General features: G+C 62.4%; 23 protein-coding genes. 7 read left to right on the top strand and 16 right to left on the bottom strand.

Translation table 11 applies throughout. The features are described from left to right. Positions 1–16: 16 nt before the first annotated feature. The 5 genes from BT108_RS00380 to ilvA form a co-directional block, all read right to left on the bottom strand. Positions 17–523: a TlpA family protein disulfide reductase gene (locus BT108_RS00380; protein ID WP_072292575.1), complete on the bottom strand. Its 507-nt coding sequence runs from the start codon at positions 521–523 to the stop codon at positions 17–19. Beyond that, on the bottom strand, positions 520–1,770 hold the full coding sequence (locus BT108_RS00375; protein ID WP_072292574.1) for a YihY family inner membrane protein: 1,251 nt from the start codon (positions 1,768–1,770) through the stop codon (positions 520–522). The genes BT108_RS00380 and BT108_RS00375 overlap by 4 nt, the downstream gene beginning before the upstream one ends. Positions 1,771–1,853: 83 nt before the next feature. Continuing rightward, positions 1,854–3,386: a 2-isopropylmalate synthase gene (locus tag BT108_RS00370; protein ID WP_072292573.1), complete on the bottom strand. Its 1,533-nt coding sequence runs from the start codon at positions 3,384–3,386 to the stop codon at positions 1,854–1,856. Positions 3,387–3,928: 542 nt separating this feature from the next. Continuing rightward, positions 3,929–5,215, bottom strand: coding sequence for a porin (locus tag BT108_RS00365; protein ID WP_255369550.1), 1,287 nt, complete (start codon positions 5,213–5,215; stop codon positions 3,929–3,931). A gap of 606 nt (positions 5,216–5,821) precedes the next feature. Next, positions 5,822–7,339: a threonine ammonia-lyase, biosynthetic gene (gene ilvA, locus BT108_RS00360; RefSeq protein WP_072292571.1), complete on the bottom strand. Its 1,518-nt coding sequence runs from the start codon at positions 7,337–7,339 to the stop codon at positions 5,822–5,824. Between the two features lie 237 nt (positions 7,340–7,576). On the opposite strand from ilvA, the gene BT108_RS00355 reads away from it, so the two are divergent. Both BT108_RS00355 and BT108_RS00350 read left to right on the top strand, forming a co-directional pair. After that, positions 7,577–8,449 carry a phosphoribulokinase gene (locus BT108_RS00355; protein WP_072292570.1) on the top strand — a complete coding sequence of 291 codons (873 nt, stop codon included), beginning with the start codon at positions 7,577–7,579 and terminating at the stop codon, positions 8,447–8,449. 104 nt (positions 8,450–8,553) lie between these two features. After that, positions 8,554–10,797, top strand: coding sequence for a UvrD-helicase domain-containing protein (locus BT108_RS00350; RefSeq protein ID WP_072292569.1), 2,244 nt, complete (start codon positions 8,554–8,556; stop codon positions 10,795–10,797). A 20-nt stretch (positions 10,798–10,817) separates the two neighbouring features. Here the strand turns inward: BT108_RS00350 and BT108_RS00345 are convergent, their stop codons facing one another. The 4 genes from BT108_RS00345 to BT108_RS00330 all read right to left on the bottom strand — a co-directional run bounded on the left by BT108_RS00345 (position 10,818) and on the right by BT108_RS00330 (position 13,883). Then, on the bottom strand, positions 10,818–11,540 hold the full coding sequence (locus BT108_RS00345; RefSeq protein ID WP_072292568.1) for a BPSS1780 family membrane protein: 723 nt from the start codon (positions 11,538–11,540) through the stop codon (positions 10,818–10,820). Between the two features lie 57 nt (positions 11,541–11,597). Next, on the bottom strand, positions 11,598–12,548 hold the full coding sequence (locus BT108_RS00340) for a homoserine kinase (protein WP_072292567.1): 951 nt from the start codon (positions 12,546–12,548) through the stop codon (positions 11,598–11,600). Between the two features lie 188 nt (positions 12,549–12,736). Further along, positions 12,737–13,096 (bottom strand): DUF2782 domain-containing protein, encoded by a 360-nt coding sequence (locus BT108_RS00335; RefSeq protein WP_072292566.1) that lies wholly within the window; start codon positions 13,094–13,096, stop codon positions 12,737–12,739. Positions 13,097–13,154: 58 nt separating this feature from the next. Further along, positions 13,155–13,883: an LOG family protein gene (locus tag BT108_RS00330; RefSeq protein ID WP_072292565.1), complete on the bottom strand. Its 729-nt coding sequence runs from the start codon at positions 13,881–13,883 to the stop codon at positions 13,155–13,157. A gap of 20 nt (positions 13,884–13,903) precedes the next feature. On the opposite strand from BT108_RS00330, the gene polA reads away from it, so the two are divergent. From polA to rplS, 5 genes are all read left to right on the top strand, one after another. Further along, complete coding sequence (gene polA, locus BT108_RS00325; RefSeq protein ID WP_072292564.1) at positions 13,904–16,636, top strand: DNA polymerase I; 2,733 nt, start codon at positions 13,904–13,906, stop codon at positions 16,634–16,636. A 168-nt stretch (positions 16,637–16,804) separates the two neighbouring features. Continuing rightward, the gene (rpsP, locus tag BT108_RS00320; RefSeq protein WP_072292563.1) at positions 16,805–17,074 is read left to right on the top strand and encodes a 30S ribosomal protein S16; all 270 of its coding nucleotides are present in this window, start codon (positions 16,805–16,807) and stop codon (positions 17,072–17,074) included. A 16-nt stretch (positions 17,075–17,090) separates the two neighbouring features. Further along, positions 17,091–17,603 (top strand): ribosome maturation factor RimM, encoded by a 513-nt coding sequence (gene rimM / locus BT108_RS00315; protein ID WP_072292562.1) that lies wholly within the window; start codon positions 17,091–17,093, stop codon positions 17,601–17,603. A gap of 60 nt (positions 17,604–17,663) precedes the next feature. Continuing rightward, positions 17,664–18,485 carry a tRNA (guanosine(37)-N1)-methyltransferase TrmD gene (trmD, locus tag BT108_RS00310; RefSeq protein ID WP_072292561.1) on the top strand — a complete coding sequence of 274 codons (822 nt, stop codon included), beginning with the start codon at positions 17,664–17,666 and terminating at the stop codon, positions 18,483–18,485. Further along, the gene (gene rplS, locus BT108_RS00305) at positions 18,463–18,870 is read left to right on the top strand and encodes a 50S ribosomal protein L19 (protein ID WP_072292560.1); all 408 of its coding nucleotides are present in this window, start codon (positions 18,463–18,465) and stop codon (positions 18,868–18,870) included. Before trmD ends, rplS begins: the two co-directional genes overlap by 23 nt. A gap of 33 nt (positions 18,871–18,903) precedes the next feature. On the opposite strand, the gene BT108_RS00300 is transcribed toward rplS, so the two are convergent. The 7 genes from BT108_RS00300 to aceE form a co-directional block, all read right to left on the bottom strand. Next, entirely contained in the window at positions 18,904–19,449 is a 546-nt protein-coding gene (locus BT108_RS00300) for a c-type cytochrome (protein ID WP_083566066.1), read from the bottom strand. An 89-nt stretch (positions 19,450–19,538) separates the two neighbouring features. Next, complete coding sequence (locus tag BT108_RS00295) at positions 19,539–19,985, bottom strand: DUF411 domain-containing protein (RefSeq protein WP_255369566.1); 447 nt, start codon at positions 19,983–19,985, stop codon at positions 19,539–19,541. 210 nt (positions 19,986–20,195) lie between these two features. After that, positions 20,196–20,663 carry a 23S rRNA (pseudouridine(1915)-N(3))-methyltransferase RlmH gene (rlmH, locus tag BT108_RS00290; protein WP_072292557.1) on the bottom strand — a complete coding sequence of 156 codons (468 nt, stop codon included), beginning with the start codon at positions 20,661–20,663 and terminating at the stop codon, positions 20,196–20,198. Between the two features lie 34 nt (positions 20,664–20,697). Further along, a complete protein-coding gene (gene rsfS / locus BT108_RS00285; RefSeq protein WP_083566065.1) occupies positions 20,698–21,177 on the bottom strand; it encodes a ribosome silencing factor in 480 nt (159 codons plus the stop codon). Continuing rightward, on the bottom strand, positions 21,174–21,848 hold the full coding sequence (gene nadD, locus BT108_RS00280) for a nicotinate-nucleotide adenylyltransferase (RefSeq protein WP_072292556.1): 675 nt from the start codon (positions 21,846–21,848) through the stop codon (positions 21,174–21,176). Before nadD ends, rsfS begins: the two co-directional genes overlap by 4 nt. A gap of 100 nt (positions 21,849–21,948) precedes the next feature. After that, a complete protein-coding gene (gene aceF / locus BT108_RS00275) occupies positions 21,949–23,274 on the bottom strand; it encodes a dihydrolipoyllysine-residue acetyltransferase (protein ID WP_255369549.1) in 1,326 nt (441 codons plus the stop codon). A gap of 17 nt (positions 23,275–23,291) precedes the next feature. Further along, a complete protein-coding gene (aceE, locus tag BT108_RS00270) occupies positions 23,292–25,964 on the bottom strand; it encodes a pyruvate dehydrogenase (acetyl-transferring), homodimeric type (RefSeq protein WP_072292554.1) in 2,673 nt (890 codons plus the stop codon). Positions 25,965–25,984: the final 20 nt, after the last annotated feature.

Below are 25,984 nucleotides of genomic sequence, written 5' to 3'. Positions count from 1 at the left end.
GCTCCGGGATGAGCCCTCAGGGTTTGCGCGATCTGCTCCCGGGAAGGCCGCCGCGGGAGGAAGAGGAATTTCCTTGCATGAATGCCTCCAGGCTTTCTCGCGAGACCAGCCCGACCTTGTACGCCGCCGGCTGACCGGTGGGATCGAACAGGTAGGTGGTGGGCAGCATCGATATGGGGCCGATCTGGGAAGCGATTTTCCTGTTTCCCAGCACGATGGGGTAGGTGATGGACAGCGAGTTGACGAATTCCAGCACCGTCCGCGGGTTCTGGTACTCCATGGCCACACCGATCACCACCACGTCCTTGCGGCTCTCATGCAGGGATACGAGGTCAGGAATCTCCTTCAGGCAGGGTGGGCACCAGGTTGCCCAGAAGTTGATCAATACCCACTTCCCCCTGTAATCGGAAAGTGCGAGTCTTCTACCGTTCGAGTCCGTAAACACGAAATCCTTTGCCGCCAGGGCGCCGGACGGCAGCCAGACGAGCAGGCACAGGAGCGCGGCGACTATGCCCCGCATCATGTGCCCCGACCTTCGGTCGCGGATGGAATGGCATGCTGCACGACGTCCTCGTCCAGCAACGACGTGAGCGGCATGTCGATGTGCTGGTCCATGCCGGCCGAGATTCCGTCGAGCAGGTGTCTCAGGGCAGGATCGTTTTTCGTCGCGGCACGCATCGTGTCCGGGCGGAATACGACCAGCCGGTAGACATCGGCGACCTTTATCCGGGCCGGATCCATGGCCAGTACCCAGCCGCCGGCCTTCACTTGCTGCACCCAGTCGGCGCGGCTCATCAGCTCAAGTATCTGTTCCATTTCCTCGAAGCTTAGCACGAGGCGGGTGCGCAGAGATGCGTAGGTTTCGACCTTTCCCTTCCGGAAAGCTTCGGTCAGCACCCGCAGCAAGCGCAGGGTGTCGACGAATCGCCTGCCTTGGGCCGCCTCATGCCGCCATTCGGCAAAGTGCCAGCTCCCGAGCGATGCTGCGATCACCGCGCCCAGCAGTACCATCAGCCAGGAAAGATACACCCACAGCAGGAATATGGGGATCGTCGCGAATGCGCCGTAGACGGCCTGATAGGTCGGGAAATGGGTGATATAGAAGGCAAACCCCTGTTTCATGAATTCGAATCCCACCGCTGCCGCGATGCCTCCGGCCACCGCATGGCGCCAGGCAACTCGCCGGTTGGGCACGATGAGGTAGGGAATCGAAAACGCAAGGCTCGTGAGCAACAGCGGAACGAGTTGCAGCAGGGCGATCTTGATCCCCGGGATATCCCCCGTCACCCCCATGGACAAACCGATCAGCCAGGAGGTCAATGACAGGCTCGCGCCGATCAGCAGCGGCCCGATGGTCAAAGTGGCCCAATATATCAGCAGGCGATGATGCAGCGGACGCAGCCGGGTGACCCGCCAGATGGCGTTCAAGGCCTTGTCGATGGTCAGCATGAGCGCAAGCGCCGTGACACCCAGGAACGCGGTACCGATGGAAGTGAGCTGTACCGCATTGTCGGCGAACTGCTGCACATAAACCGCAATGACGCGATTCGCGGCCTCCGGCATCATGGTGGTGAGTATGAATCCCTTGATCTGCTCCGAAAATCCCGCGAATGCCGGGAATGCCGCCACCACGGACAATCCGATGGCGATCAGCGGCACCAGCGACAACAGGGTGGTGAAGGTCAGGCTGGCGGCCACCTGGGTGCAGTTGTGCTGCATGAAGCGGAGCAGCACGTAGTGCAGGAAATCCAGGAATCGGGAAGATTTCATGGACGGGGACCCGCAGCGCCGGAGGCGGCGCGTGTCACGGACCGGCTGCGGGTGAATGCTTCATGCTGCGCCGCCATCCGGGGTCATACCTGCGGGTGTGCCCGGTCCAGCGAGCCGTGGAGCTTGTTGAGCGCACTGAGATAGGCTTTGGCGGAGGCCACCACGATGTCGATGTCGGCGCCGTTGCCGTTGACGATGCGCCCCGATTTCTGCAGTCGCACCGTCACCTCTCCTTGTGAATCGGTGCCGCTGGTGATGGCATTGACGGAGAACAACTGCAATTCGGCGCCGCTGGCCAGAATCTTCTCGATGGCGCGGAAGGTGGCATCGACCGGGCCGCTGCCGCTGGATTCGGCGCGCGATTCCCTGCCATCCTCGGCGATCACGATGCTGGCGTACGGATCCTCGCCGGTTTCGCTGTGCGCGACCAGCGACAGTAGCTTGTAGTGCTCGTGCGGCGTCAGCGCATCCTCCGACACCAGGGCGTGCAGATCCTCGTCGAAGATGTCGTGCTTCTTGTCGGCCAACTCCTTGAAGCGCATGAAGGTGGCGTTCAGCGCCTCTTCGGATTCCAGTTCGATGCCCAGTTCCGCCAGGCGGCTGCGAAACGCGTTGCGCCCGGAATGCTTGCCCAGCAGCAGCTTGTTCGTGCCCCAGCCGACATCCTCGGCGCGCATGATTTCGTAGGTTTCGCGGTGTTTCAGGACACCATCCTGGTGGATGCCGGACTCGTGGGCGAATGCATTCGCCCCGACGATGGCCTTGTTCGGCTGCACGGGAAAACCGGTAATGCCCGATACCAGCTTGCTCGTCGGCACGATGTGGGTGGCATCGATGCGCGTTTCGCAAGGGAAATAGTCCTGGCGCGTACGCACCGCCATCACGATTTCTTCCAGGGAGGCGTTTCCCGCCCGTTCTCCCAACCCGTTTACCGTGCATTCCACCTGCCGGACACCGTTTACGACCGCCGACAGCGAATTGGCCACGGCCAGCCCAAGATCGTTGTGGCAGTGCACCGAGAACACGACCCTGTCGGAATTGGGAATGCGTTCACGCAATGTACGGATGAGCTGGCCAAACTGCTCCGGCATGGTGTAGCCGACGGTGTCCGGAATATTGAGGGTCTTAGCGCCCGCGTCGATCACCGCCTCCAGCACCCGGCAGAGAAAAGTGATGTCGGAACGGCCGGCATCCTCCGGGGAGAACTCCACGTCATCCGTGTACTGCAATGCCCATTTCACGGCCTTGACCGCCTGCTCCACCACCTGTTCCGGGGACATGCGCAGCTTTTTCTCCATGTGAATCGGCGAAGTGGCGATGAATGTGTGGATGCGCGCCGAGTCGGTTCCTTTCAGCGCTTCGCCGGCGCGCCGGACATCGGCCTCCATTGCCCGTGCCAGCGCACAGACGGTACTGTCCCGGACCGTGTCCGCTACCGCCTTCACGGCATCGAAATCGCCATTGGAGGCAGCCGGAAAACCGGCCTCGATGACATCGACCCGTAGGCGCTCGAGTTGCCGGGCGATGCGCACCTTCTCCTCCCGGGTCATGGATGCGCCGGGACTCTGCTCGCCGTCGCGCAATGTCGTATCAAAAATTATCAGATGATCTTTCACTCTGGCCTCTCCATTTCAGAAACTGCGTCATGGATACGAGACCCGGGGAACGGGTTTCGCGGGAAGGGTAAAGCCTTTGAGAAGAAATGGATGTCGTCAGCGCACGGGGCGCAGCAGCGGCCCCGCCGGGAAAGGCAGGGGGTGCAGAAAGCAACCTGGGAGGACTGAATGGGTTTGATCCATATGGGAAATATAAAGGGTTTCCGGAATTCCTGCAATAGTCTCCGGACCGGACAGGACACCCTCCGCCGGGTTTTCCCACAGGACGGGACCGCTTTCCTGGCGGAGGACATCGTTTTCATGCACATGCACTCCGAGAAGGCGACACGGCACCCGGTGCGACGGCATTCTTACCCACGATCATGCCGCTTGCCGCATCCCGGGAGTCATCGTTCACCCGCGTCTTTTCAGGGGCTTCTCCACCTTCGTTCCGGCGAAGGGCTGGTTCACGTTATATCAGGGCGTCCTCCCGGGCTCCGGAAGACTGCGGGGCGATCCGACCCACGCTTCCACCCCTGGAGAATGGCTCTGCGCATGCAAGGCTAAAAGGGGATCATCACATCCAGGGAAAGGAGAATCTGGTCTTTCCTGTTATCGAACGGCCGATAGGCCTGATGGATTCCGCTCGCCCGATCATAGCGGATATTGGGCCGGATATTCAGTTTCTGCACTGGCTCCCAACTGACTCCCAGTCTCTTCCCCGGCTTCCAGTTCATGCCCAGAGTCACTGCATAGTAATCGGCGGGAGCCACCGTAGGCGCGAAGTCTCCGGCAAAATTCGGGCGGGCGTGATTCGTGGCGGCCGCGACTCGGAACGGCGAGTAGGTGCGAAAACCATCCCTGTCGCGGAACCACTCCCCCCGTATCCCCACGGACAGGTCTTCCAGAATATCGTGATACAGATACGTTGCCACTCCCAGCCACTCGGCATCTCCAGGCACGCCGTCCAGCAGGACGCCCCCGGCATACCCGTGAGTATGATGCAGCACCCAGTGGGTCCGGGGCATGATCCTGTGTTGCAGAACGATGCTGTACATCCCCCAGAACCGGCTGCTTCGCGTGGAGATCTCGCCGTAAGTACCCGTAATGCTGAGCGAGCTGCGCAGATCATCGCTGGTCCAGGTGGCTCCCCCCAGGCCGCCCCAATTCCCCAGTTGCCTGTCGAACCCCCCGTCCCATCCCCCGGTGGCGCTGCCAAAGGTGGCCCCCGCCATCAGCGACCAGTTTTTGCCGATCGGATAATTTCCGACTAGCCCGGTGTGCGTGATCGGCTCGCCGTTATTGTAGATATAAGTGCGCGTATAGAAGAAATTGTCCGGGGCGGCAGCGGTCTCGTATCCGGTCGGCGAATAAAAATGGCCCATCTTGACACTCAGGCCGTTGCCAACCGGAATATAGGCCTGGACATAGGCTTGCGGAATCGCGATGCCATAGGTACGGGTCGAGGAGCAGCACAAATCCAGGTCCCAACTTGCCCGGCCCAGCGGCTGTCCGGAATGGACGTCATAGGCAGGAATGCCGAAAGCCTGGGTATAAATGGCGTCGGTCCCGAACATCACGTCGAAACGCCCCCCGATATCGAATGACGCCCCCTCTGTCAGGACGGTGCGCTGCACGTACATATTGAGCTGGTTCAACTGGATACGATTCGCCCGGTCGGCGAATGTCACGGGGCCGTTGTAGCCATTGCCCGGAAATCCCGGGTTGAAGGTCACGCCGGCGTTGATCCATCCCCCCACTTTCACGCCGCTGTCTTGCAGGAAATCCGCCAGGCTATCCGCATGGGCACCACCGAGGAATACGGAGAGTAGCAACACGCTGCCGGCCATGGGAACCCATGTCCGTCGGCATCGACGTCCCATTTACGCGCTTCTCCGGTACTCTGGATATCTCATTGGTTCCCGGAGCGGGAAGCCAACCGGATTGCCGCCATCGCTTCAAGAAGGCTCGTCAGTCCTCTGGAAGAAACCGGGAGCTCGATCGCTGCCCCAAGGCGAGCGCGCACGTCGATCAGGAATCGTGTCATCGCCGTCTCACGATGATATCCCGGAACCTGACGATTCACGAACGATCAGCCGAACGGCGGGAAATTCTGCGGAGCGGCAACAATCTCGCTCCATTACCCGGCACTACCGGTGTCGACGCAGAAATCGGGCATACCGGACATGCACCCTCTTTTGAGGTCAACTGGACGATATCGAGTGCTCGTGTCCGGTAGCGACGGCATCGGTGAAAGGCTGGAGCAGCGGCGGTGGGTTTAATCGAAAATCATTCGATTCTTGTCAAACGGCAGGCAAATCATGCCATGGCATCACCATCCCATGAAGTCGCGAGACGGTAACACAACATATGTGAAATTATCGTAAATAATTCGTTATAAATTTATTGTTCATCACGAATCTGATCCACGCACTCCGCAGCAATGCGTGCGCTCCTTACCCCAGAAACAATCTGTATGCCGGGTTATCGCTCTCATCCCAGTAACGGTTGCCCGTCTGCTTGAGGAAGGCCCTGAACTCGGTCTTCTCGCCGGGTGGAACCTCCATGCCCACCAGCACACGGCCGTAATCGGCACCGTGATTGCGATAGTGGAACAGGCTGATGTTCCAGCGATGACCGATGCTGTCCAGGAACTTCATCAGCGCGCCGGGGCGATCAGGGAACTCGAAGCGGTAGAGAAGCTCATGCTCGACCTGGTGGGCGCGCCCTCCCACCAGATGGCGCACGTGCAACTTCGCCATCTCGTTGTCGGTCAGATCCACAGTGTGCAGGCCGCTGTCCTCCAGACTCAGGATCAGCTTCGTTGCCTCGTCCCGGTTGCGTACCGACACTGCCACGAACACGTGGGCTTCCTGCGGGTCCGCATAGCGGTAGTTGAACTCGGTGATGCTCCGGGTGCCCAGCATGGTGCAGAACTTCCGGAAACTGCCGGGTTCCTCGGGGATGGTGACCGCCATGACCGCCTCGCGCTGCTCGCCGAGTTCAGCGCGCTCGGAAATGTGGCGCAACCGGTCGAAATTCATGTTCGCGCCGGAAGTGACCGCGACCAGGCTGCGGTCGCGAAGCTTTTCCCGCTTTACGTACAGTTTCGCACCGGCAACCGACAACGCGCCTGAGGGCTCGAGGATGCTCCGGGTGTCCTCGAAGACATCCTTGATGGCAGCGCAGATGGCGTCGGTATCCACCAGGATGACCTCGTCCAGCAACTCTCGGCACAGGCGGAAAGCCTCGGCGCCCACCTGCTTGACCGCCACGCCGTCGGCGAACAATCCGACCTGGGGAAGCCTGATGCGGCGGCCGGCACGCAGCGAGTGGTGCAGGCTCCCCGCATCCGTCGGCTCGACACCGATCACCTTGACCTGAGGATATAGCCGTTTCACGTAGGCGGCGATGCCGGAAACGAGGCCTCCCCCGCCCACCGGCGCAAATATCGCATGCACCGGCCCGCTGTGCTGGCGCAGGATTTCCATCCCGATGGTGCCCTGCCCCGCGATGATGTCCGGATCGTCATAGGGATGCACGAAGGTCATGGCCCCCTCCTTCGCCAGTTTCAGCGCATGGGCGTAGGCTTCGTCATAGGAGTCGCCATGGATCACCACGGTGGCGCCGCGCGCCTCCACCGCCTGCATCTTGATCTGTGGCGTGGTGACCGGCATCACGATGAGCGCACGGCACCCCAGGCGCTGCGCCGCAAGCGCCACACCCTGCGCGTGGTTGCCCGCGGACGCCGTCACCACGCCCCGCTCGAGCGCAGCGGCCGACAGCCTTACCATCTTGTTGTAGGCTCCGCGCAACTTGAACGAGAACACCTCCTGCATGTCCTCGCGCTTCAGGAACAGGCGATTGCGAATACGGCTCGACAGATTGGCGGCCAGCTCCAGCGGAGTTTCCCTTGCCACCTCGTAAACACGGGCGGTCAGGATTCTTTCGAGATAGTCGTTCTTGTTTTTCATCGCGACGCGCAGGGTCGTGAACCGGAAGCCCGGGATTTTAGCACGCGTGAAATCTCCTCATCCGCAAAAACAGGGAAATGGTGACGCGGGGAATACCCGATTGCGCCCGCCATCCCGCTCATTGTCCACCAATATTTCCGGGAAAACGGGTATCATACCGACGGTCGGCGGCGGTCGGCAGCGCACTTGCGCTGGCTGCATCCAATAATAATTATTTTCATCCGAGGAGAGCGTTTTATGTCACAAAAGCACCCCGTCATCGCCGTCACGGGATCATCAGGCGCCGGCACGTCGACCGTCAAGAACAGTTTCGAACACATTTTCCGCCGGGAAAAACTGACGGCCGCCGTAGTGGAAGGCGACAGCTTCCACCGTTACGATCGCAACGCCATGAAGACGGCCGTCGCGGAATCCGAAAGGGATGGCAACCACCCTATCAGTCACTTCGGACCGGAAGCCAATGAGTTCGAGAAGCTGGAGGCCTTGTTCAAGGAATATGGCGAAAGCGGCGGTGGCATGACACGCCTGTACCTGCACAATGACGAGGAAGCCGCGCCCCATGGGCAGGCAGCCGGCACATTCACGCCGTGGGCGCCCATCGAGCCGGGTTCCGACCTGCTGTTCTATGAAGGCCTGCACGGCGGGGTGAAGAGCGATACCGCCGACGTGGCAAAATACGTGGATCTGCTGGTCGGCGTGGTACCGATCGTGAACCTGGAATGGATCCAGAAGATCCATCGAGACATGAACGCTCGCGGCTACTCCGCAGAAGCGGTGACCCACACCATTCTGCGCCGCATGCATGATTACGTGCACTATATCACGCCGCAATTCTCACGTACGCACATCAACTTCCAGCGGGTACCGACGGTCGACACCTCCAACCCTTTCGTCGCACGGGACATCCCGACCTTGGACGAAAGTTTCGTGGTGATTCGCTTTCGCGATCCCAAGGATGTGGACTTTCCCTACCTGCTTTCCATGATCCACAATTCGTTCATGTCGCGCCCGAACACGATCGTCGTGCCGGGCGGAAAGATGGGGCTTGCGATCGAACTGGTCCTTACGCCGTTGATCCTGGATCTCGTTGCCAGGAGTCGGAGAGAGTAGCGACCAGCAAGCAGCTCATGAAAGGTGGCGTTCATTCGGACGTGCCTGCTCCTCGCATGCATCTGCAGGAAGGTAGTTCCCGCGCAAGCGAAGATGATTCACGCATGTCTCCTCTCGTTTCGGATCTGAATCCCGAGCAACTGGAAGCGGTGACGCTGCCACATCAGTCGGCGCTGATCCTCGCAGGGGCAGGCAGCGGCAAGACGCGCGTGCTCACCACCCGGATCGCGCACCTGATCCAGTCAGGTCAGGCCAGTCCTCACGGCGTGCTCGCCGTCACCTTCACCAACAAGGCGGCAAAAGAAATGCTGGTGCGCATCGGCGCCATGCTGCCGATCGACACGCGCGGCATGTGGGTGGGCACGTTCCATGGACTGTGCAATCGAATGCTGCGCGCACATCACCAGGACGCCGGGCTCCCGCGGACATTCCAGATCATGGACGGAGCCGACCAACTGGCGCTGATCAAGCGGCTGGCGAAAGCGGCAGGCGCCGACGACGGCAAATTTCCGCCGCGTCAGCTGCAGTGGTTCATCAACGGCGCCAAGGAGGAGGGCCTGAGGGCGTCGCAGGTGGAGGTGCACGACGATTTCGCACGCGGGATGGCGGAGCTCTACCGAATCTACGAGCAGCAGTGCAACCAGGAAGGCGTGGTGGACTTCGCCGAACTGCTGCTGCGCAGCCATGAACTGCTGACCCGCAACGAATACCTGCGGGACCACTATCGCGGCCGTTTCGACCATATCCTGGTCGACGAATTCCAGGACACCAACCGCCTGCAGTACGCTTGGCTGAAACAGCTTGCGGGCGAGCAATCGGCCGTTTTTGCGGTCGGGGACGACGATCAGAGCATCTACGCGTTCCGCGGCGCCAATACCGGAAACATGCGGGATTTCGAGCGGGACTTTCGCATTCCCAAGGTCATCAAGCTGGAACAGAATTACCGTTCGCACGGCAACATCCTGGATGCGGCCAATGCCTTGATACGCAATAATGGCAGTCGGCTGGGAAAGAATCTATGGACCGCGGAAGGCCATGGCGAACCGATACGCGTCTACAACGCTCCGACCGATTTCGATGAGGCCGCATTCATCGTGAACGAGGTGAAATCCCTACAAGCCGCAGGCACGCCGCTGTCGCAGATCGCACTCCTCTACCGCTCGAACGCCCAATCGCGCATCCTGGAACACGCGCTGTTCAATGCCGCACTCGCCTACCGCGTATACGGCGGCATGCGTTTCTTCGAACGTCAGGAAATCAAGCATGCTCTGGCGTATCTGCGGCTGATCGCGAACCCGGAGGATGACAACGCACTGCTGCGCGTGGTCAACTTCCCGGTACGCGGGATCGGCACGCGCACACTGGAGCAACTGCAGGATGACGCCCGCCGGCAAGGAAGCAGCATATGGGCAGCCATCCTGCAGCGCTGCGGAATCGCATCCAACCCGCCGGAACGGACACCAGGCGGGCCTGCGCGTCTCTCCGAACCGGATAGGCCGAAGAAAGGCATCGAAAGCTTCGCAGTACTGATCGAATCGATGCGTCGTGCATGCGAGGCCCTGCCCTTGGGGGAAATCGTCGAACACATGCTGGCCCACAGCGGACTGGCCGCGCACTACCGGGCGGAACGCGAGGGCGCAGAACGCCTCGAGAACCTGAACGAACTGGTCAATGCCGCCACCGGCTTCGTACACGAAACCGAAGACGACAGCCTCGCCGCATTCCTCGCCCATGCATCGCTGGAGGCAGGCGAGCACCAGGCCGGCAGCGGCCAGGATGCGCTGCAACTGATGACGGTGCATGCGGCAAAAGGCCTGGAGTTCCACAGCGTCTTCCTGAGCGGACTGGAGGAAGGCCTGTTCCCCCATGAGAACAGCCGCAACGAGACCGGGGGCGTGGAGGAAGAGCGGCGCCTCATGTATGTAGCGGTGACGCGGGCACGGCGACGCCTGTACCTGAGCTTCGCCCAGAGCCGCATGCTGCACGGCCAGACCCGCTACAACATCCCTTCCCGTTTCCTGCACGAGATTCCGGAAGGCCTGCTTCTATGGTTGCGCCCGCTTCCGCAGGCGGCGGCCCTTCGCGACGAACGGCAAGTACGGCTGCCGGAACCGGGCAGCCTCTCCAGCGGGAGGATGGGACAGGGTGTCCCGGACGTGCCGGTATTCCAGGATTCGGCGACGCGCTGGCGCATCGGACAAAACGTGACTCACGCAAAATTCGGTACGGGCGTGATCGTGAACTGCGAAGGGCGGGGAGCGGATGCCCGCGTCGAAGTGCGCTTCCGCCGTAGCGGCACGAAATGGCTGCTCCTGGAGTACGCCAGGCTGATGCCGGCCGACGCGTAACCGGCCTCGACGCGCACGGCCTACACCGGTTCTTCCGCCTCCCTGAATATATCCCGATAGCTCACGTAGATGGACGCGAACATCGTCGGCACCAGCACGAACAGGCCCAGCCCATAGGGCATCGCCGCAAGGACGATGAGAACCACCAGCGTGACGCCATAGATCTGGAATGCGATGATATTCTTCAGGCAGGCCACGAAGCTCATCCTCATCGCCTCCAGGGGTACCATGTCGTTGAATACCACCAGCAGGGGAGAAAACCACGTGGCCATCATCAGGGGAATGGAAAGCATCAGCCCGATCAGCGAGGCGGTCAGCATGTCGCCGGACACACTCTTCAACTCGTTCTCATCCACCCGCTTGCCATCGATCAGCAGGTCCATCAGCACGTCGCCCCCGACGAACATGAAGACGCCGAGTATCAGCACCTGCCCCACGAGGTAGATGCCGCCTATCGTGATCAATGCCGCAGGGTCGCGCCTGAAACCCGCCAACAGATGCGCAACCTCGAGATTTCCACCCTGCTCCAGGGCTCTGCAGCCCAGCATCAGCCCGGCGAGGAATACGGGCGAAACGAGTGTGAAGACGAACTGCCCCACCACGGGAATGAGCGCCAGCGTGGCGGCGATGAGCAGCAGCACGGCGCACAATACGATCCACATCACCGGAATCTGGCGAAACAGGTAAAACCCGGTCACGATCCACTGCCACCCCTGCTTTGCATCGACTTGCCTGATCTCCATGTTCCGTATCTCCAATGCCAGTGACCCCGCTCCCCTCCCGGGCCACACCTTCGCCGTCTACACCCAGAAACTCGCCAGTTCCGGATGGGCCGCCACATGATTCCTCAGTATATGCATGAAATGCACGGGGTTCTTGGTGTGCGTCAACTCTCCCACGCGCGGCAGGTGATGATCGTACAGCCGCGACAGCCAGAAACGCAAAGCCCCGGCGCGCAGCATGGCCGGCCAGGCGGCATGTTCGGCAGCGGTCAACCGGCGCACGCCCTGATAGGCGTCGAGCAGGTATCGCACGCGCTCCGCGTCCAGCCTGCCGCCCTCGTCCAGGCACCAGTCGTTGGCCGTGATGGCGATATCGTACAGCAGTCTGTCGTTGCAGGCGAAATAGAAATCGATCACCCCTCCTATCGCATCCCCCCAGAACAGGACATTGTCGCGAAACAGGTCCGCGTGGATCACCCCGTGCGGCAATCCGTCGAAATCGCAGGCCGCCTGGAAGCGCAACTCCTCTTCGAGGAGAATGACCTCGTCCGTGGCAAGGAAAGGCATGACATGGGGCGCCGTGGCCTCGCACCACCTGGCACCCCGCGGGTTCTGCATGACTTCCGGATAACGTGAACCGGCTTCGTGCATGGTCGCCAGCAGCCTGCCGATCATGGTGCAATCGGAAGGCGTCGGACGCTCCCTGGATTCGCCGGGCAGGCAGGTGACGATGCTGGCCGGCCGGCCGCTGAGTTCGCCCAGATACTCCCCGTTGAAATCGGCGATGGGACGGGGACAGGGAATGCCACGTTGCGACAGGTATGCCATCAGATTCAGATAGTACGGAAGCTCGAAGGCTGTGAGCTTCTCGAACAGGGTCAGAACGTACCTTCCCTGGGTGGTGGTAACGAAGTAGTTCGTGTTCTCGATGCCGGAAGAGATGCCTTCCAGACCTACCAGCGTACCCAGCGGATAGTTTTTCAGCCATGCGGACAGTTGGCCTGGCGCGACGGTAGTGAAGACGGACATGAACGAAAGGGAAAAGGGGAAGAGGCGGTTAGAATCCCGCGCGACCTTCTTGCTTGTGTGGATATATTAACCCAAAGAGGCCAGGATCGGGGACATTCCGGTTCCACGGCCCGGGTCCGGCACACGCACGAGCATGTCGCATCGGGTGTCATCCCGCCCCCCGCGGGACAAGAATCGTGCGCCAGGCCCTAGAACTGGCGCAATATCCACATGGGCGGACGGACGTTCTGATCCAGTCCTCCCGAGCCGCCTGCGGAAAACGTGCCGTCGCCCTGATTGTCGATCAGATAGTACGGCAGGCCGATGCGAGGAGTCACCTTGATCATGTAGAGGTGTCCATTGATGCGGTATTCCTCGATCTGATCCTCGCCGCGCTTGATGATGGTGACCTGCGGCTCGAGCATGGGATCGTCCGTGTCGCCGGGAGACGGCATGGGTATCTCCGGAGGTTCCGGCACATCGGGGATCGGCTGCAGGTCTTTCGGCCCGGACTGCGCCGCCGCCGGCAGGCTGATGCTCAGCAGCAAGGCTAGGATCATCGGATGCATGGACTGCTCCTGGCAGGTCGAGCACCCATTCTATCCGAAAGGATGCGCGCATGACACTTCACAGATTGAGCTGAATCTCCCTTTCCGCCGCAGAAGGTTCGAACCCGCTGGTCTCATAATAGCGGAATATCGCCTTCACCACTTCGTCTGGCGCATCGATTACCTGGATCAGATCCATGTCCTCCCGCGCGATCATGCCCTCGGCAACGAGCGTCTGCCGCATCCAGTCGAGCATGCCACACCAGAAATCGGTGCAGACCAGGATGATCGGCATCTTGCGGGTCTTGCCGGTCTGGACCAGGGTCAGGGCTTCCATCAGCTCGTCCAGCGTGCCGAATCCGCCGGGCAGCACGACGTAGGCGGTGGCGAATTTCACGAACATGTACTTGCGCGCGAAAAAATGCCGGAATGTCTGGCTGATATCCTGGTACACGTTGCGATGCTGCTCGTGCGGCAACTGGATGTTCAGGCCGACACTGGGCGAAACCCCGAGGTAGGCGCCCTTGTTCGCGGCCTCCATGATTCCCGGACCACCGCCCGAGATCACGGAAAAACCGGCGTCGGACAGCTGTCGGGCGATCTGCTCGGCCAACGTATAGTAGGGGTGGCCTGGATGGGTACGTGCACTGCCGAAGATGCTGACCGCAGGCTGGATCGCGTTCAGACGTTCCGTCGCCTCGACGAATTCTGCCATAATGCCGAACACGCGCCACGACTCTCTGGCCGACCAGTTCTTTTCATGAGCATCGTCCGTCATCAGGCGGGCCATCTTGTCTTGCGTACTCATTGGACACCCTTGGAAGTAAGATGAAAACGTTGCTGCTGGTGGATGGCTCATCCTACCTGTATCGCGCATTCCATGCGCTTCCGGATTTGCGAAACCGCGCCCAGGAGCCGACCGGTGCGATCTACGGCGTGCTCGGCATGCTGCGCCGACTGCTCAAGGACTACCGCGCCGATTATATCGCGTGCGTATTCGATGCAAAAGGCAAGACCTTCCGCGACGACATCTATCCGGACTACAAGGCACACCGTCCGCCCATGCCGGATACCCTGGCAACCCAGATCCCCCCATTGCACGCGTGCATCAAGGCCCTGGGGTGGCCTCTGCTGATCGTGGACGGGGTGGAGGCCGACGATGTGATCGGTACGCTGGCAACGCAGGCGGCGCGGGAAAACATGCGCTGCATCATTTCCACTGGCGACAAGGATATCGCGCAACTGGTGAATCCCCAAGTAATGCTGGTCAATACCATGAGCAACGAGACGCTGGACGAGGCAGCGGTGCTGGCGAAATTCGGTGTACCGCCTGCACGCATGCTCGACTACCTGGCACTGGTGGGCGACGCGGTGGACAACATCCCCGGGGTGGAAAAGGTGGGTCCGAAGACCGCCCTCAAGTGGCTCAACCAGTACGGTACGTTGGACGCGGTCATCGCGCACGCCAGCGAGATCAACGGTGCAGTCGGCATGAACCTGCGCACCGCACTCGGCTGGCTGGATCGCTCCCGCGAACTGCTGACCATACGATGCGACGTGCCGCTGCCCGTCGGCCTGCACGACCTGGCACCGGGAAGAGCCGACACCACGAAGCTGGCCCAGCTGTATGCGCAGCTGGACTTCCGGTCCTGGTTGCGAGAGATACAACTGGAAGCTTCCCCCGGGCAGGAGAGCACGCAGGACGATGCCGCGGCCGGGGGCACGGCCATGGATCAGCCCGGGAAGGAGGCCGCCCCAGCCGAATACCACACTCTCCTCACGCACGCCGACCTTGATGAATGGCTCGTACGGATGCGGGCAGCGCCCCTGGTGGCATTGGATACCGAGACTACGGGACTGGATCCGATGCGCGCCCGGCTCGTCGGCATCTCCTTTTCGATGGAACCCCATCGGGCAGCCTATCTGCCGCTGGCGCACCGATATCCGGGAGCACCCCAGCAGCTGACGACTGACGCCGCCCTTGAAAAGCTCAGGCCATGGCTGGAAGACGCCGGCCGACCCAAGGTAGGCCAGAACCTCAAGTACGACAGGCATGTCCTGGCCAACCATGGCGTTTCTCTGGCAGGCATCGCGCATGACACGCTGCTGCAGTCCTACGTGCTGGAATCCCATCGTCCACACGACATGGACAGCCTCGCCTCCCGCCATCTCGACGTCAAGACCCTCACCTACGACGAAGTCACCGGCAAGGGATCGGCGCGCATCGGCTTCGACCAGGTCGAGATCGAACGCGCGACGCAGTATGCTGCGGAGGATGCCGACGTCACGCTGCGACTGCACCTGTGCCTGCATCCCGCCATCGAAGCGGACGAAAAACTCGCATACGTCTATCGCTCGCTGGAGATACCGGTATCGCACATCCTGTTCGACATGGAACGCAGCGGGGTGCTGCTGGATCTGAAGCTTCTGGAAGTGCAGAGCCGTGAACTGGGCGAAAAAATGCTGACGCTGGAAACACGGGCACATGCGCTTGCGCGCCAGCCGTTCAATCTCAATTCACCCAGGCAGATTCAGGAGATTCTGTTTACCCAGCTGAAGCTTCCCGTCATCAAGAAGACACCGGGCGGAACCCCTTCCACCGACGAGGACGTGCTGCAGCAACTCGCGCTGGATTATCCCCTGGCAAAAACCCTGCTGGAGTACCGCGGCCTCGCCAAGCTCAAGTCCACCTACACGGACAAGCTGCCGCGCATGGTGGATGTCGCCACCGGGCGCGTGCATACCAACTACGCGCAGGCGGTGGCGGTGACCGGGCGGCTCGCCAGCAACGAGCCCAACCTGCAGAACATCCCGGTGCGCACCGCCGAGGGCCGCCGCATCCGCGAAGCGTTCATCGCTCCCCCCGGGCATTGCATCGTCTCCGCCGACTACTCGCAGATCGAACTACGCATCATGGCGCACATCTCCCAGGATGCAGGCCTGCTTCGCGCCTTTGCGGCTGGAGAGGACATCCATCGCGCCACCGCTGCGGAGATTTTCGGTATCGCGGCGGAAACGGTCGACAGCGAGCAGCGGCGCTATGCCAAGATCATCAATTTCGGACTGATCTACGGCATGTCCGAATTTGGCCTGGCCACCCAGCTGGGTATCGAGCGGGCGGCCGCCCGTGCGTACATGGATCGCTACTTCGCACGCTATCCCGGGGTGGCGCAGTACATGCAGCACATTCGGGAAACGGCGAGGGAGGCCGGTTACGTCGAAACCGTGTTCGGCCGCCGGCTGTGGCTGCCGGAGATCAACAGCCCCAACGCCAACCGCAGGCAGGGTGCGGAACGTGCGGCCATCAACGCACCGATGCAGGGAACCGCAGCGGATATCATCAAACGGGCCATGATCGCAGTCCATGCATGGCTGAACGGCGCCAAGCTGCGCAGCAGGCTGATCATGCAGGTCCACGACGAGCTCGTGCTGGAAGTCCCGGATGATGAAATGGAAATCGTCAGCACCACCCTGCCGGGGATGATGAACGGAGCAGCACGGCTGGATGTCCCCCTGCTGGTGGACATTGGGACAGGCCCGAACTGGGAACAGGCGCACTGAGAAGACCGATCGCGCATCCTGCGGGCAGGGGCGCCTGTACGAGCGCCCGACCCCCGACATGGATCCCGCACGTTCGCGCGGGGGGTATTTATCCGCTTGCTAACAGGATGAAAATTACCGTAAAATCACACCCTTTTCAGTCCCGGGCAGGCAAAGGCACATATACACATGGTCATTATTCGATTGGCACGAAGCGGCGCCAGAAAGCGCCCGTTTTTCAACCTGGTGGTCGCAGATTCCCGCAGCACACGTGACGGCAAGTTCATAGAGCGCATCGGTTTCTACAATCCCAGGGCCGCCGAAGGCGAGGAGGGATTGCGCGTCCAGCTGGACCGGATCAGCCATTGGCAATCCCAGGGCGCACAGCTGTCCGATACCGTCAGGAAACTGGTCAGGCAGTTTGGTGCAAGACAGGCAGCCGCAGGCAGCAGTACCTGAACCCGATGAATCAGCCATGGTCGTCATGGGGCACATCGCCGGCCCCTTCGGCGTGCTGGGCTGGGTCAGGGTGACCCCGTATACCGAGCATCCGAATGGCTTGCTCGATTATCCCGTCTGGTGGCTGGGGAAGGACGGCCCACCCTGGAGAGAGGCCAGGGTGGGCCGGTGCGAGGTTCGCGGAAGCACGCTGACCGTCGCGCTCGAAGGCTGTACCGATCGCGCTGTGGCCGCGCAGTTGCAGGGCCTGCAGATCGCGGTGCCCAGGAACAGCCTGCCGGATCTGGCGAAGAACGGCAGGGAGGGCTACTACTGGGTGGATCTGATCGGCCTGGAAGTGATCAATCTCCAGGCTGAAGAACTGGGAAAAGTGACCGGCCTGCTGGAAACCGGCGCCAACGACGTGCTCAGGGTGTGCAATCCGGTGGAAGGCGACAAGGAGCGGTTGATCCCTTTTGTCGATGCCGTGATCGCCGGGGTCGATCTGGAGAAAGGACGGATAACGGTAGACTGGGGAGTGGATTACTAGCGTGCCGAAACGGGTACTCGGGGCCGGATCCGACGGGACGGCCGGCTGCCCGGAAGCAGAATGACCTTCGAGTTCGACGCGATTACGCTGTTTCCCGAGATGTTCGACGCCGTCACCCGGTATGGCGTCACCGGTCGGGCCGCGGAAAACGGGATCTATCGCCTGCGCGCCTGGAATCCACGCGACTTCACGGAGGATGCCCACCGTACGGTGGATGATCGGCCCTACGGCGGCGGACCGGGCATGCTGATGCTGGCACAGCCGCTGGAACGGGCGATCGGCGCAGCCAGAGCCCGGCAGGCGGACAGCGGCATCGCGGAGGCGAAAGTGATCTACCTCTCGCCGCAGGGACGCCTGCTGGATCACGAGCTGGTGATGTCTCTCTGCCGGCTGCCCGCATTGATCCTGCTTGCCGGACGCTACGAAGGAGTGGATGAACGCGTGATCGCGCGGGCAGTGGATGATGAAATCTCGATCGGCGACTATGTGCTCTCGGGAGGAGAGCTGGCGGCGATGGTGCTGATGGACAGCATGGTACGGCAGATGCCCGGCGTACTGGGGGATACGCATTCGGCCACCCAGGATTCCTTCGTGGACGGGCTGCTCGACTTTCCTCAATACACGAGGCCGGAAGTATATGAGGGGGATCGCGTACCGGATATCCTCTTATCGGGCAACCACGCCGATATCCGGCGATGGCGCCTGCGGCAGGCACTGGGCAGGACATGGCTGCGCCGCCCGGATCTGCTGGCAGTAAAAATGGAGCAGGGCCTCACCGGCGAGGAAGCGAGGCTACTGGAAGAATTCAAGCGCATCCATGGGCGCGATGAAGCCCTGGGACAACAGCAAGGAGCGGAAAATGAATCTGATCGAACAGCTTGAGAACGAGGAAATCAATCGCCTGGGCAAGACCATCCCGGACTTTGCACCGGGCGACACGGTCATCGTCAGCGTGAGGGTGGTCGAGGGTGATCGCAAGCGCGTTCAGGCCTATGAAGGGGTCGTGATCGCAAAACGCAACCGGGGACTCAATTCTGCATTCACGGTGCGCAAGATATCCAGCGGCGAGGGCGTGGAACGTACCTTCCAGACCTACTCGCCACTGATCGCCAACATCGAGGTCAAGCGTCGCGGAGATGTGCGCCGTGCCAAGCTTTACTACCTCAGGGAACGTTCCGGCAAGTCCGCCCGCATCCGCGAGAAGCTTCCGGCCCGGGCAACTTCGAAAAAGGAGGCTCCCAAAACGGCGGACCCGACACCGGAATAGCGAGAGCTCGAAGCCACCTCGCATCCCCTCGCCCTATCCAGGTTGCGAAGGATGCTCGATTTCCTTGTACCAGATATCGTAGATCTCATCCGACCATAGTGACTTGATCCAGGCGACCACGTCGCGGATCTGCTGATCGGTCAGCCTGCCGTCCCATGCGGGCATGCCGCTCCCCCCCACTCTGATCATCTTTTCCAGCGTTTCGCTGGAATGATGCCAGGCGTGGGCGCTGTCATCCAGCGGCGGCGGTGGATACTTGCCGTCGGCACCGGGCGTCCGCCAGCCGGTGGTGGCCTCTCCCTGGCGCCCGTGGCAATTCGCGCAATGCGCGCGATACACCGCAGCGCCCCGATCGACCTCCGCCGTATCGAGCTTGCGCGCCACCTGCTGCACGGGAGCGACGGACGGAGCTGATTCGACCGCAGGTTCGGCGGCCGGATTGGCGGCTCCGGCGGAAGGAGAGGCCGGATCCCCGGAAGATGCTTCCGGCCCGGCAACGGCGGGTACCGCCGGAGCGGAGGGAGCACCGGACTGACCGCAACCTCCGATCAGGATGGCGACAAAGACCGGCAGCAACATGCGGACACTGCAAGACGCCCTCGCTTCCGGCGCCGTCTCCTCCCGCCCTCTTTGCCCACGGACGGCGACGACCGCGGATCGCCCCACCCTCACTTGAGTCTCATCAGGGAACCGGGCCGATCAGATGAAGGATAACTGCTGTATACGGAAGTGCCGCCCTGCTTGTCGATCAGAAGCACGTCATAGGGATCGCTGCGCCCGCCTTCCATTCCGGGAGAGCCATGCGGCATGCCCGGTGCGGTCAGGCCGATCGCCCTGGGACGTTCTTTCAGGAACCGCTTGATATCCTGTGCAGGCACGTGGCCCTCGATGGCGTAGCCGTCGACCAGCGCGGTATGGCACGAGCCCAGCCCAGTGGAGATGCCTGCGCGTTTGCGGGCCTCCTCGTTGCCTACGTCATGGACATTGACGTTGAAGCCGTGCGCGCGCATGTGGTCGACCCATTTCGCACAGCAGCCGCAGGTCGGGCTCTTGTAGACCTCGACCGTGGCCGGAGCGGCAGCCGCAGGAGCGCCCGACAGCATGCCCATGAGCATGCATCCTGACAGCCACGCATAAACTGGTTTATTCATTTGACCTCTGTTCGGTTCTTGCATATCGCATGAGTCCCGTCCTCCCGGTGTTACCGCGGCGATTGCGATCCTCACCAGGGGCAGACATTCTACACCATTCGACCCCGTTTCCAGACGATAGACTGAAAAGCACCCCTGGAGTTCCGGCACCAACGGTCCCGGCGCCGCCCGTTTTCACGTCCGATGATACGGGTGCCCCTTGATCAGGGATACCGCACGATACAGCTGCTCCGCCAGGATGACGCGTACCAGTCCATGGGGCAGCGTCAGCGCCGAGAGGGCCAGCACCCTGTCCGCAGACGCCCTGATGGTGCCGTCCAGTCCATCCGCACCCCCCACGACGAAGGCGACGTCCCTGCCGTCCCGCATCCATCCGGCGATGGACTCGGCCAGCCCGGCCGTGGTCCACTGCTCGCCGCGCTCGTCCATCGCCACCACCCGGCACCCTGGCGGCAGCACCGCCCGGATGCGGGCGGCCTCGACCACCAGCCGCTGCGCGGCACTCCTGCCATCGTTCTTCTCCGGCTTCACCTCCCGAAGTTCCACGGCAGCCTCACGTGGCATTCGTATGGCATATTCCTCGAAGCCTGTCGCGATCCAGTGCGGCATCCTGTTCCCCACCGCATAGACAAGAAATTTCATCGCGCGGGCCGAATGAAGCGGAAACGACGGCCGCTCAGGCCGCCCCCCCGGAGCCGGCAGGCTTTTTCCTGGCGGACGAGGCCGGCACGGTGGGTGTCTGGCGCATGCCGGCGGGCAGTGGCCGGGAAGCTGCGAAGGCGGGAACGGATGCTGCCTTGCCTCCCGGGGCACCGGGGGATCCGTCCGGCTGCCCCCCCTCTCCCCACAACCCTTCGAGGTTGTAGTGCGTCCGTACCGCAGCCTGCATGACGTGAACCAGAACGTTCCCCAGATCCACCAGTATCCACTCTCCCGTCTGCTCGCCTTCCACGCCGTATACCGCGCCTCCGCCCGCCTTCACCTTCTCCACCACATTGTGGGCGATGGCTCGGGCGTGGCGGGTGGAATCCCCGCTGGCGATGATCATGCGGTCGAACAATGCAGTCATGCGGGCCACATCCAGCGACTCGACATCGCGCGCCTTGATCTCCTCCAGCGCGGCAACGACGATTTGCACCAACTTGGCGAGTGTCATCCTCCTCCCGAATACAGATGATTGGCCGAAATATATCCGATAACCGCCTCTGGAAGCAGATAGCGCACGCTTCGACCGCTGGCGATGCGCGCCCGGATGACGCTCGCGGAAATATCCAGAAAGGTCGTCGGCGCAACGAAAATCGATCCGCAGGACGCCCGGTCGAGATCCTCCGCGCTGGGCACCCAGCGGTGCGCACACGCTTCTTCAAGCACCGGCGGCAGGATCGGACGATGCGCCGCGGAAGTCCATCCGGGACGTCCGACGACGACGAAATGACACAATTGGAACAGTTCGCGCCAGCGATGCCACTCGGCAAGCCGCGTGAACGCATCCGCCCCGATGATGAAGCAGAGTCCACTGTCCGGCCCCAGCTCATCCTTCATCTCACCCAGGGATTCCACGCTGTAGCTGATGCCGGAACGGTGTATCTCCCGTGCATCCAGCCCGAACCGAGGATTCCCCTGTATCGCGATCCGGGCCATCATCAGGCGATGGTCGGGCGACGCCTCGGGGGTCTCGCGCAACCGAGGCCTACCGGCAGGCAGGAAGCGCAACTCCCGCAAACCAGCCATCTCCGCGACCTCTTCCGCGACACGCAGATGCCCGTGATGAATAGGGTCGAAAGTCCCTCCCAGAACCCCGATCAGCGATCCCTCGCGGGCCGTCACCTGCGGATGCCCTGCGCCCCCGTGCGCCGCTCACTCGCCACGGTCGGATGCCGCGAATTCCCGGCTGCATGCCTGCACTGCGATGCACGCGACGAAAATCTCACAGCAGTATCCGGCGCATGTCGGCCAGCACTTCTGACAGGTGCGAGGTGAACCGGGCAGCGGTCGCGCCATCGATGACCCGGTGATCGTAGGACAAAGAAAGCGGCAGCAGCAGGCGGGGCACGAACTCGCCTTCGTGGTAGACCGGCCTGATGCCGGCGCGCGACACGCCCAGGATCGCGACTTCAGGCGCATTGATGATGGGCGTGAAGGCGGTGCCGCCGATCCCTCCCAGGCTGGAGATGGTAAAGCTCGCGCCCTGCATCTCGGCCGGCCCCAGCTTGCCGTCGCGCGCCCGGTTCGCAAGACCGGCCGCCTCCCGGGCGATATCGATCACGCCCTTGCGGTCGACGTCGCGTATCACCGGCACCACCAGGCCGTTCGGCGTATCCGCAGCGAACCCGAGGTGGTAGTAGGATTTCATGACCAACCCCGGTTCGCCGCCCGAGCTGTCGAGCGAGGCATTGAATTCGGGAAACTTCTTCAGCGCTGCCACCGCCGCGCGCATCAGAAAGGCCAGGATCGTGACCTTGACCCCCTCATCCTTCAGGGTATCGTTGGTCTCCTTGCGCCAGGCTTCCAGATCGGTGACGTCGGCCTCGTCGAACTGGGTGACGTGCGGGATCATGACCCAGTTACGATGCAGATTCGCGCCGGACAGCCGCTTGATGCGCGACAGCGGCTTGAATTCGACCGGACCGAATCGCGCGAAGTCCACCTGGGGCCAGGGCAGCAGGTCGAGTTCGCCGCCACCGCCGCCGCGCCGCCCGGAAAGCTGCGCCTTGACGTAGGACTGCACGTCCTCCCGGAGTATGCGCCGCTTCGGCCCGCTGCCGTCCACCCGAGCGAGATCCACGCCCAGTTCGCGCGCGAAGCGCCGCACCGAGGGACTCGCATGCGCCTTCGCGAACGCGGCCTCATCGATCGGCCGCTGCATGACGGCCGGGTGGCGGGGCGGGGCCTCGGGCGCCGGTTCCGACGCACCGGAACCGGTCTTGCCGGAAGAACCAGGAGCATCGGCGGCGTCAGGTGCGGTCTCGACTTCCGCCGTCGCGGGTTTTTCCGGCTCATCCACCGCCGCCTCGTCCGCCTGCAACGCGAGGATGGGAACACCTTCCGAAACCTTGTCCCCCACCTTCACGAACACCTCGGCAACCACCCCGGCGTGAGGAGACGGTACCTCTATCGTCGCCTTGTCCGACTCCAGCACGATCAGCGAATCCTCGGCCTGGATCGCATCGCCCGCCCGCACCAGCACTTCGATGACGGGAACGTCGCTGAAGTCGCCGATGTCCGGAACCGATACCTGCCTGGTATTCGCCACGCCTTGCCCCTTCGCGCTCATGCGGTGGCCGGATTCGGCTTGTCGGGATCGATGCCGAACCTGCCGATCGCCTGCGCCACCTGTTTCGCCGGTATCCTTCCCTCGTCGGCCAGCGCCTTCAGGGCGGCCACGACGACACAGCCGCGGTCTACCTCGAAAAATCGGCGCAGCTTCTCGCGCGTATCGGAACGGCCGAAGCCGTCCGTTCCCAGCACCTTGTACGGGGCGGGCACGAACTCCCGTATCTGGTCCGCGTACAACTTCATGTAGTCGGTGGACGCAACCACGGGATCCCCCCGGCCGCCAAGGCAGGATTCCACGTAGGATGCCCTGCGCGGCTCCTCCGGGTGCAGCAGGCTCCAGCGCGCGGCGGCCAGGGCCTCGCGCCTCAGTTCGTTGAAACTGGTCACGCTCCAGACGTCGGCGGCGATGCCGTACTCTCCCTCCAGCAGCTCCGCCGCCGCGATCACCTCGCGCAGGATGGTGCCGGAGCCCAGCAGTCGCACGCGCAGGCCCGCACCCTCCCCCTGCGCGCCTTCCTTGCCGCGCCGGAACAGGTACATGCCTTTCAGTATGCCCTGTTCCGCATCCGCGGGCATCTCCGGATGCGGGTAGTTCTCGTTCATGACGGTAATGTAGTAGTAGACGTCCTCCTGAGCCTCGACCATGCGGCGCAGGCCTTCGCGAACGATGACCGCGAGCTCGTAGGCGAAGGTGGGATCGTAGGAGACGCAGTTGGGGATGGTCGAGGCGAGGAGATGGCTGTGCCCGTCCTCGTGCTGCAGGCCCTCCCCGTTGAGCGTCGTGCGCCCCGCCGTGCCGCCCATCAGGAATCCCCGGCAGCGCATGTCCCCCGCCGCCCAGGCCAGATCGCCGACCCGCTGGAAGCCGAACATGGAGTAGAAGATGTAGAACGGGACCATCTGCACCCCATGCGTGCTGTATGCGGTGGCGATGGCCATCCAAGACGACATCGCGCCCGCCTCGTTGATCCCCTCCTGCAGGATCTGCCCTCCCTTGTCTTCCTTGTAGTACATCAGCTGATCGGCGTCCTGCGGCGTGTAGAGCTGGCCCGCCGAGGACCAGATGCCCAGTTGCCGGAACATGCCCTCCATGCCGAAGGTGCGGGATTCGTCCGCCACGATCGGCACCACGTGCCGCCCCATGTTCTTGTCCTTCACGAGCACGTTGAGGATGCGCACGAACGCCATGGTGGTGGAGGATTCCCGTCCCTCCCCGCTCGCCTTGAGCAGCGTCTCGAATGCCGAAAGCGGCGGCACCTGGAGCGGCCCGGCCCTGCGCTGGCGGCGGTGGATGAATCCGCCCAGCGCCTCCCGCCGCTGCCGCATGTAGGCGTACTCGGGCGCATCCTTGTCGAACCGGAGATAGGGCACGGCGTCGATCTCGTCATCGGGGATCGGAAGCCCGAAGCGGTCGCGAAACGCCTTCAGCGACGTGGTCCCCATCTTCTTCTGCTGGTGGGTGATGTTCTGCGCCTCGCCCGCCTCGCCCATGCCATAGCCCTTGATGGTCTTCGCCAGGATCACCGTCGGCTGGCCGCGGTGCCGGACCGCCGCCGAATAGGCGGCATAGACCTTGTGCGGATCGTGCCCGCCCCGATTCAGCCGCCAGATATCGTCGTCGGACATGTTGGCGACCATCTCCAGCAGCTCCGGGTACTTCCCGAAGAAGTGCTCCCGCACGTAGGCTCCGTCGCGCGACTTGAAATTCTGGTACTCGCCGTCCACGCATTCCATCATGCGCTGCTGCAGCAGCCCCTTGGTATCCTTGGCCAGCAGGGAATCCCAGTAGGAACCCCAGATCACCTTGATCACGTTCCAGCCGGCGCCGCGGAACGCGGCCTCCAGCTCCTGGATGATCTTGCCGTTGCCGCGCACCGGGCCGTCCAGCCGTTGCAGGTTGCAGTTGACGACGAAGATCAGGTTATCCAGGTTCTCGCGCGATGCGAGCGAGATCGCGCCCATGGACTCGGGCTCGTCCATCTCGCCGTCGCCCAGGAACGCCCAGACCTTGCGCCCCTGCGTCTGCACCAGGCCGCGGCTGTCCAGGTACTTCATGAAACGCGCCTGGTAGATCGCCATCAGGGGCCCCAGCCCCATCGACACCGTGGGAAACTGCCAGAAGTCCGGCATCAGCCAGGGATGCGGATAGGAAGAGAGGCCCTTGCCATCGACTTCCTGGCGAAAATGATCGAGCTGCTCCTGGGACAGTTCGTCCAGCAGGAAAGCGTAGGCGTAGAGCCCGGGCGAAGAGTGCCCCTGCGCAAATATCAGGTCGCCGCCATGGTCCGCCGAACGGGCATGCCAGAAATGGTTGTAGCCGACGTCATAGAGCGTCGCGGCGGAGGCGAAGCTGGCGATGTGGCCGCCGACGTTGGTGTTCCTGTTGGCGCGCAGCACCATCGCCAGGGAATTCCAGCGCACGTAGGAGCGGATGCGGTGCTCCAGCGCGTGATTGCCGGGGGAGCGCTCTTCCTTGCCGGCGGGAATGGTGTTGATGTAGGCGGTGGTGGCGCTGTAGGGAAGATAGGCGCCGGAACGCCGGGCCTTTTCCACCAGCTTCTCCAGCAGGTAGTGCGCCCGCTCCGTGCCCTCCTGCGTCAGCACGGATTCCAGCGCGTCCAGCCATTCCTTCGTCTCGGTCGGATCTATGTCTGGTATGGGTTCCATGGCTCGTCTCGCATGGGTTG

It is taken from the genome of Nitrosovibrio sp. Nv17, assembly GCF_900119085.1.
In the GTDB taxonomy this organism is placed as follows: domain Bacteria; phylum Pseudomonadota; class Gammaproteobacteria; order Burkholderiales; family Nitrosomonadaceae; genus Nitrosospira.
This window is presented reverse-complemented; position numbering and strand designations above follow the sequence as displayed.

Excerpts from the sequence above, each read along its gene's own strand:
- BT108_RS00380 (WP_072292575.1), bottom strand. The coding sequence starts at position 523 with ATGATGCGGGGCATAGTCGCCGCGCTCCTGTGCCTGCTCGTCTGGCTG.
- BT108_RS00375 (WP_072292574.1), bottom strand. The coding sequence starts at position 1,770 with ATGAAATCTTCCCGATTCCTGGATTTCCTGCACTACGTGCTGCTCCGC.
- BT108_RS00365 (WP_255369550.1), bottom strand. The coding sequence starts at position 5,215 with ATGGCCGGCAGCGTGTTGCTACTCTCCGTATTCCTCGGTGGTGCCCAT.
- ilvA (WP_072292571.1), bottom strand. The coding sequence starts at position 7,339 with ATGAAAAACAAGAACGACTATCTCGAAAGAATCCTGACCGCCCGTGTT.
- BT108_RS00355 (WP_072292570.1), top strand. The coding sequence starts at position 7,577 with ATGTCACAAAAGCACCCCGTCATCGCCGTCACGGGATCATCAGGCGCC.
- BT108_RS00350 (WP_072292569.1), top strand. The coding sequence starts at position 8,554 with ATGTCTCCTCTCGTTTCGGATCTGAATCCCGAGCAACTGGAAGCGGTG.
- BT108_RS00345 (WP_072292568.1), bottom strand. The coding sequence starts at position 11,540 with ATGGAGATCAGGCAAGTCGATGCAAAGCAGGGGTGGCAGTGGATCGTG.
- BT108_RS00340 (WP_072292567.1), bottom strand. The coding sequence starts at position 12,548 with ATGTCCGTCTTCACTACCGTCGCGCCAGGCCAACTGTCCGCATGGCTG.
- BT108_RS00335 (WP_072292566.1), bottom strand. The coding sequence starts at position 13,096 with ATGCATCCGATGATCCTAGCCTTGCTGCTGAGCATCAGCCTGCCGGCG.
- BT108_RS00330 (WP_072292565.1), bottom strand. The coding sequence starts at position 13,883 with ATGAGTACGCAAGACAAGATGGCCCGCCTGATGACGGACGATGCTCAT.
- polA (WP_072292564.1), top strand. The coding sequence starts at position 13,904 with ATGAAAACGTTGCTGCTGGTGGATGGCTCATCCTACCTGTATCGCGCA.
- rpsP (WP_072292563.1), top strand. The coding sequence starts at position 16,805 with ATGGTCATTATTCGATTGGCACGAAGCGGCGCCAGAAAGCGCCCGTTT.
- rimM (WP_072292562.1), top strand. The coding sequence starts at position 17,091 with ATGGTCGTCATGGGGCACATCGCCGGCCCCTTCGGCGTGCTGGGCTGG.
- trmD (WP_072292561.1), top strand. The coding sequence starts at position 17,664 with ATGACCTTCGAGTTCGACGCGATTACGCTGTTTCCCGAGATGTTCGAC.
- rplS (WP_072292560.1), top strand. The coding sequence starts at position 18,463 with ATGAATCTGATCGAACAGCTTGAGAACGAGGAAATCAATCGCCTGGGC.
- BT108_RS00300 (WP_083566066.1), bottom strand. The coding sequence starts at position 19,449 with ATGTTGCTGCCGGTCTTTGTCGCCATCCTGATCGGAGGTTGCGGTCAG.
- BT108_RS00295 (WP_255369566.1), bottom strand. The coding sequence starts at position 19,985 with ATGCTCATGGGCATGCTGTCGGGCGCTCCTGCGGCTGCCGCTCCGGCC.
- rlmH (WP_072292557.1), bottom strand. The coding sequence starts at position 20,663 with ATGAAATTTCTTGTCTATGCGGTGGGGAACAGGATGCCGCACTGGATC.
- rsfS (WP_083566065.1), bottom strand. The coding sequence starts at position 21,177 with ATGACACTCGCCAAGTTGGTGCAAATCGTCGTTGCCGCGCTGGAGGAG.
- aceE (WP_072292554.1), bottom strand. The coding sequence starts at position 25,964 with ATGGAACCCATACCAGACATAGATCCGACCGAGACGAAGGAATGGCTG.